The sequence below is a fragment of the Streptomyces sp. NRRL B-24572 genome (assembly GCF_002156145.1).
Classification (GTDB): Bacteria; Actinomycetota; Actinomycetes; order Streptomycetales; family Streptomycetaceae; genus Streptomyces; species Streptomyces vietnamensis.
This window is the reverse complement of the sequence record NZ_MWIG01000582.1, coordinates 1-5612: the sequence shown is the minus strand read 5'-3', so window position 1 is coordinate 5612 and position 5612 is coordinate 1. Positions and strand designations below refer to the sequence as shown.

Genomic DNA, 5612 nt, shown 5'->3' with positions numbered 1-5612 from the left:
CCCCGCCCGTGTCCACGACGAGTTCGTACGACTCCGCCCACGGCGGGCCCGGCAGGCGGAACTCCAGGGGCCGGGGCCCGGCGTGCAGGACGGCGAGGAAGCTGTCGTCGGTGATCTGCTCGCCCCGCGCGTCCCGGCCCGGGATGTCGCGGCCCGACAGGTAGAGCCCGAGCGTCGCCGTCGGCGCGTACCAGTCCCGCTCCGTCATCTCCGTGCCCTCCGCCGTGAACCAGGCCAGGTCCCGCAGCCCGTCCGCGCCCTGCGGCCGGCCGGAGAAGAAGGCCCGGCGGCGGAGGACCGGGTGGCGGTGGCGGAGTGCGAGGAGGCGGCGGGTGAGGGCCAGGAGCCCGGCCCGGCCGGGGTCGTCCGGCAGCGACCAGTCCAGCCAGCCCAGCTCGTTGTCCTGGCAGTACGCGTTGTTGTTGCCTCCCTGCGTGCGGCCCATCTCGTCGCCGGCGACGAGCATCGGCACCCCGGTGGAGAGGAGGAGGGTGGTGAGGAGGTTGCGCTGCTGGCGCAGGCGCAGCCCCTGGATCCCCGGGTCGTCGGTCTCGCCCTCCACCCCGCAGTTCCAGGAGCGGTTGTCGTGCGTGCCGTCCCGGTTGCCCTCGCCGTTGGCCTCGTTGTGTTTCCGTTCGTACGTGACGAGATCCCTCAGCGTGAAGCCGTCGTGGGCGGTGACGAAGTTGACGGAGGCGTACGGCCGTCGTCCGCCCCACGCGTACAGGTCACTGGAGCCGGACAGCCGGTAGCCGAGGTCCCGCACGTCCGGCAGGGCGCCGCGCCAGAAGTCCCGTACGGCGTCCCGGTAGCGGTCGTTCCATTCCGTCCAGAGAGGGGGGAAGGCGCCTACCTGGTAGCCGCCGTTGCCCACGTCCCACGGTTCGGCGATCAGCTTCACCCGGCGCAGCACCGGGTCCTGGGCGATGACCGCGAGGAACGGGGACAGCATGTCGACGTCGTGCATCGACCGGGCCAGCGCCGCCGCCAGGTCGAAGCGGAAGCCGTCGACGCCCATCTCCGTGACCCAGTAGCGCAGGGAGTCGGTGATGAGGCGCAGGACCTGCGGCTGTACGACGTGCAGGGTGTTGCCGCAGCCCGTGTAGTCGGCGTACCGGCGGGCGTCGGACTGGAGCCGGTAGTAGCCGCGGTTGTCGATGCCCTTCAGGGAGAGGGTGGGGCCCAGCTCGCCCGCTTCCGCCGTGTGGTTGTAGACGACGTCGAGGATGACCTCGATCCCGGCCGCGTGCAGCGCCCGCACCATCCGTTTGAACTCGCCGACCTGCTGCCCGGTCGTCCCCGAGGAGGAGTAGCCGGCGTGCGGGGCGAAGTAGCCGATCGAGTTGTAGCCCCAGTAGTTGCGCAGGCCGCGGCGGAGGAGGTGGTCCTCGTGGGCGAACTGGTGGACCGGGAGGAGTTCGACCGCCGTCACGCCGAGGCGGACCAGGTGGTCGATCGCGGCGGGGTGCGCCAGGCCCGCGTACGTGCCCCGCAGGTGCTCCGGGATGCCCGGGTGCAGCTTCGTGAAGCCCTTGACGTGGAGTTCGTAGATGACCGAGTCCTGCCAGGGCGTCTTGGGCCTGCGGTCGTCGGCCCAGTCGTCGTCGTCATGGACGACGACCCCCTTCGGGACGTACGGGGCGGAGTCCCGCTCGTCGCGGACGGTGTCGGCCACGTGCTGCTGCGGCCAGTCCCTGACGTGTCCGTACGCCTCCGGGGGCAGCGCCGCGAAGTCGCCGTCGACGGCCCGCGCGTACGGGTCGAGGAGCAGCTTCGCCGGGTTCCAGCGGGCGCCCGTCCACGGGTCCCAGCGGCCGTGCACCCGGTACCCGTACCGCTGTCCGGGGCCGACGCCCGGCACGAAGCCGTGCCAGATCTCGTGCGTCAGCTCCGTCAGGGGGAGTCGTGTCTCCCTGCCGTCGGCGTCGAAGAGGCACAGTTCCACCGCCTCCGCGCCGCCCGCCCACAGGGCGAAGTTGGTGCCCGTGACCCCGCCGGGGCCGACCCGGCAGCGGGCACCGAGGGGCGTCGGCGCCCCCGGCCACACGGGTGGCCCGGCCCGCTCCAGGGCATGCTCCTGTACCGCCTCCTGCTCGGCTGCGCTCGCCACCGTCCCGGCCTCCCGCGGCTCGTCGGGCCCGCACCCGCGGGAGCGGCGGCGTCCCGGCCGCCGCTCCCGCGCGTGGTTCTCCCCCTGTTCTGCCCGCACGGCCGTGCTCCCAACATGACCCGCACGCACGTTTCCCCTGGAGGGTGGCCGTCGTTGGGCCGAGCGTGACACTTGTATGGAAGCGGGCGAGGCACGCCCTCGCGGTGGCGGGACTGATGGCGGGCCTCGTGGGCTGCACGGCGACGGACGGCGAAGGGGGCGTCGACGTCTCCCTGCCGGGCAAGGCGAGGGCCCCCGGTGACGTCATCCGGGTGAGTCCGGAGGACGGCAGCCGGGCGGTGTCGGCCGACGGACCCGTCGAGGTGAAGGTGGACAGCGGCCGGCTCGAACGGGTGACCGTCGTCGAGGTCGAGGACGGCCGGCGTGCCGAGGTGGCCGGGGAGATCTCGGCGGACGGGCTGCGCTGGCGGCCCCGGCCGGACACCCGGCTCGCGCTGGCCGCCAAGTACAGCGTGGACGCGGTCGCGCTCGACGGGCACGGGCGCCGCTCGGCCCGGCACACCACCTTCACCACCGTGGTCCCCGAGTCCCGCTTCATCGGCTACTTCAAGCCGGAGAACCGTTCCACGGTCGGCACCGGCATGATCGTCTCCTTCGGTTTCAACCTGCCGATCGAGAACCGGGCCGCGGTCGAGCGGGCCGTCCGCGTCACCTCGGAGCCGCCGGTGGAGGTCGTCGGCCACTGGTTCGGCAAGGAGCGGCTCGACTTCCGGCCCGCCGCGTACTGGCGGCCGGGCACCAAGGTCACCGTGGAGATCGGCCTGCGGGACGTCGAGGGGGCGCCCGGGGTGTACGGCATCCAGCGCAAGACGGTCGGCTTCACCATCGGCCGCTCCCAGGTCTCCCTCGTGGACGCCGCCGCGCACACCATGGAGGTCAGGCGGAACGGCGAGGTCCTCGCCACGGTGCCGATCACCGCGGGCGCGCCGAAGAACACCACGTACAACGGGAAGATGGTCGTCACCGAGCTGTACGACGTGACGCGGATGGACGGCAGGACGGTCGGCTTCGGCGGCGAGTACGACATCAAGGACGTGCCGCACGCGATGCGCCTCACCGACTCGGGGACCTTCCTGCACGGCAACTACTGGGCCGACGCCTCCACCTTCGGCTCCGCCAACGTCAGCCACGGCTGCGTGGGCCTCCGGGACGAGAAGGGCGGCAGCGCGGACTCGCCCGCGGGCTGGTTCTTCGACCGGACGCTCATCGGCGACGTGGTGGAGGTGGTCAACTCCAAGGACAAGGAGGTCGCCCCCGACAACGGCCTCGGCGGCTGGAACCTGGGGTGGAGCGAGTGGAAGGCCGGCTCCGCGCTGGGGTGAACCCGGGTCGTCCCGTACCACTCGACTGGTGCCGAACGGTGACATTCGCGAGGAACTTTCGTGTCCTGCGGTGTGATTATCTAGCGCTGTGTGCGCGAGTGGATGCGCACGGGGGTGGGGCCGTGGCGTTGCCGGGCCGTGTGAGGGGAGACACCACAGTGAACGGGCAGCCGATATCGGGGGCATCGGTCAAGAGCGGGCGGCGGCGCGGGGGCGTCAAGCTGCAGGCCCTGGCGGCGGGGGCGCTGCTCCTGGTCCTGACCGCCTGCGGCGGCGGTGAGACCGCCGGCGGCGCGGGGGGACAGGGGCCGGCCGCCCAGGGCGGCGGCAAGCAGGAGAACGCGGCCTCCCAGGCGGTCGTGACGATCCTTCCGAAGGACGGCGCCGACTCGGTCGCCACCAGCGGGGCCCTCAAGGTCACCGCGCAGCAGGGCAAGCTGACCACGGTCACCGTCGCCGACTCCAAGGGTGCCGAGGTCGAGGGCAAGATCGCCGCCGACGGCTCCAGCTGGTCGCCGACCGCGCACCTGGCGGCGTCCACCCAGTACAAGGTCCACGCGATCGCGAAGGACGCCGACGGCCGCGAGTCGGCGAAGGACACCACCTTCACCACGCTCGTCCCGAAGAACACCTTCATCGGCCAGTACACGCCGGAGGACGGTTCGACCGTCGGCGTCGGCATGCCGGTCTCCATCAACTTCACCCGGGGCATCACCGACCCCGACGCCGTCGAGAAGGCCATCAAGGTGACGGCCGTCCCGGCCGTCCGGATCGAAGGCCACTGGTTCGGCAACGACCGCCTGGACTTCCGTCCCAAGGACTACTGGGCCGCCGGCACCAAGGTGACGGTGCAGCTCAACCTGGACGGCGTCGAGGGCCGCCCGGGCGTCTACGGCAAGCAGAAGAAGACGATCTCCTTCACCATCGGCCGCCGTCAGGTCTCCACGGTGGACGCCTCCGCGCACACCATGCAGGTCGAGCGCGACGGCAAGATCATCAAGACCATCCCGATCAGCGCGGGCGCGCCGTCCACGACGACGTACAACGGGCAGATGGTCATCAGCGAGAAGTACCAGGTGACCCGCATGAACGGGGCCACCGTGGGCTTCGGCGGCGAGTACGACATCAAGGACGTGCCGCACGCGATGCGCCTGTCCAACTCGGGCACCTTCGTGCACGGCAACTACTGGGGCTCCCCGGGGATCTTCGGCACCACCAACACCAGCCACGGCTGTGTCGGCCTGCAGGACGCGCGGGGCGCGGGCGACAGCTCGATGCCGGCGGCCTGGTTCTACGACCGCTCGCTCATCGGTGACGTGGTCATCGTGAAGAACTCCAAGGACAAGCAGATCCAGCCGGACAACGGCCTCAACGGCTGGAACATGGACTGGTCGGAGTGGATCGCCTAGATCTCCCGTGACAGGGGCCCGGTGCTGTGAGCAACAGCACCGGGCCCCTCGTCGTTAACGGCCACTAACCTTCCTTCCATGACTGTGAACCTCGAAGTCGCCGAAGGCGTCGGCACGATCCGCCTCGACCGTCCCCCGATGAACGCCCTGGACATCGCCACCCAGGACCGGCTGCGCGAGCTGGCCCAGGAGGCCACCGACCGCGACGACGTGCGGGCCGTGGTCCTCTACGGCGGCGAGAAGGTGTTCGCGGCCGGCGCGGACATCAAGGAGATGCAGGTCATGGACCACGTGGCCATGGTCAAGCGCTCGCGCGCCCTCCAGGACTCCTTCACCGCCGTCGCCCGCATCCCCAAGCCGGTCGTCGCCGCGATCACCGGTTACGCGCTGGGCGGCGGCTGCGAGCTCGCGCTCTGCGCCGACTACCGGATCGCCGCCGACAGCGTAACCGGTGATCGCGGCGGCGACCGGCTTGGGGATGCGGGCGACGGCGGTGAAGGAGTCCTGGAGGGCGCGCGAGCGCTTGACCATGGCCACGTGGTCCATGACCTGCATCTCCTTGATGTCCGCGCCGGCCGCGAACACCTTCTCGCCGCCGTAGAGGACCACGGCCCGCACGTCGTCGCGGTCGGTGGCCTCCTGGGCCAGCTCGCGCAGCCGGTCCTGGGTGGCGATGTCCAGGGCGTTCATCGGGGGACGGTCGAGGCGGAT

General features: G+C 71.3%; 3 protein-coding genes and 2 pseudogenes. 3 read left to right on the top strand and 2 right to left on the bottom strand.

What is annotated here, in order from left to right; genetic code table 11:
- On the bottom strand, positions 1–2110 hold a 2110-nt coding region (gene glgX / locus CCN56_RS30525), incomplete at its 3' end, for a glycogen debranching protein GlgX (RefSeq protein WP_086831169.1).
- Positions 2111–2325: 215 nt separating this feature from the next.
- On the opposite strand from glgX, the gene CCN56_RS30520 reads away from it, so the two are divergent.
- The 3 genes and pseudogenes from CCN56_RS30520 to CCN56_RS30510 form a co-directional block, all read left to right on the top strand.
- Positions 2326–3492, top strand: coding sequence for an Ig-like domain-containing protein (locus CCN56_RS30520; RefSeq protein WP_086831168.1), 1167 nt, complete (start codon positions 2326–2328; stop codon positions 3490–3492).
- Between the two features lie 158 nt (positions 3493–3650).
- Positions 3651–4901: an Ig-like domain-containing protein gene (locus CCN56_RS30515; protein WP_086831167.1), complete on the top strand. Its 1251-nt coding sequence runs from the start codon at positions 3651–3653 to the stop codon at positions 4899–4901.
- 78 nt (positions 4902–4979) lie between these two features.
- Positions 4980–5345: pseudogene (locus CCN56_RS30510) on the top strand (enoyl-CoA hydratase/isomerase family protein); the annotation flags it as partial.
- A 45-nt stretch (positions 5346–5390) separates the two neighbouring features.
- Here the strand turns inward: CCN56_RS30510 and CCN56_RS30505 are convergent.
- A pseudogene (locus tag CCN56_RS30505) lies at positions 5391–5591 on the bottom strand (enoyl-CoA hydratase/isomerase family protein); the annotation flags it as partial.
- Positions 5592–5612: the final 21 nt, after the last annotated feature.

Excerpts from the sequence above, each read along its gene's own strand:
- CCN56_RS30520 (WP_086831168.1), top strand. The coding sequence starts at position 2,326 with ATGGCGGGCCTCGTGGGCTGCACGGCGACGGACGGCGAAGGGGGCGTC.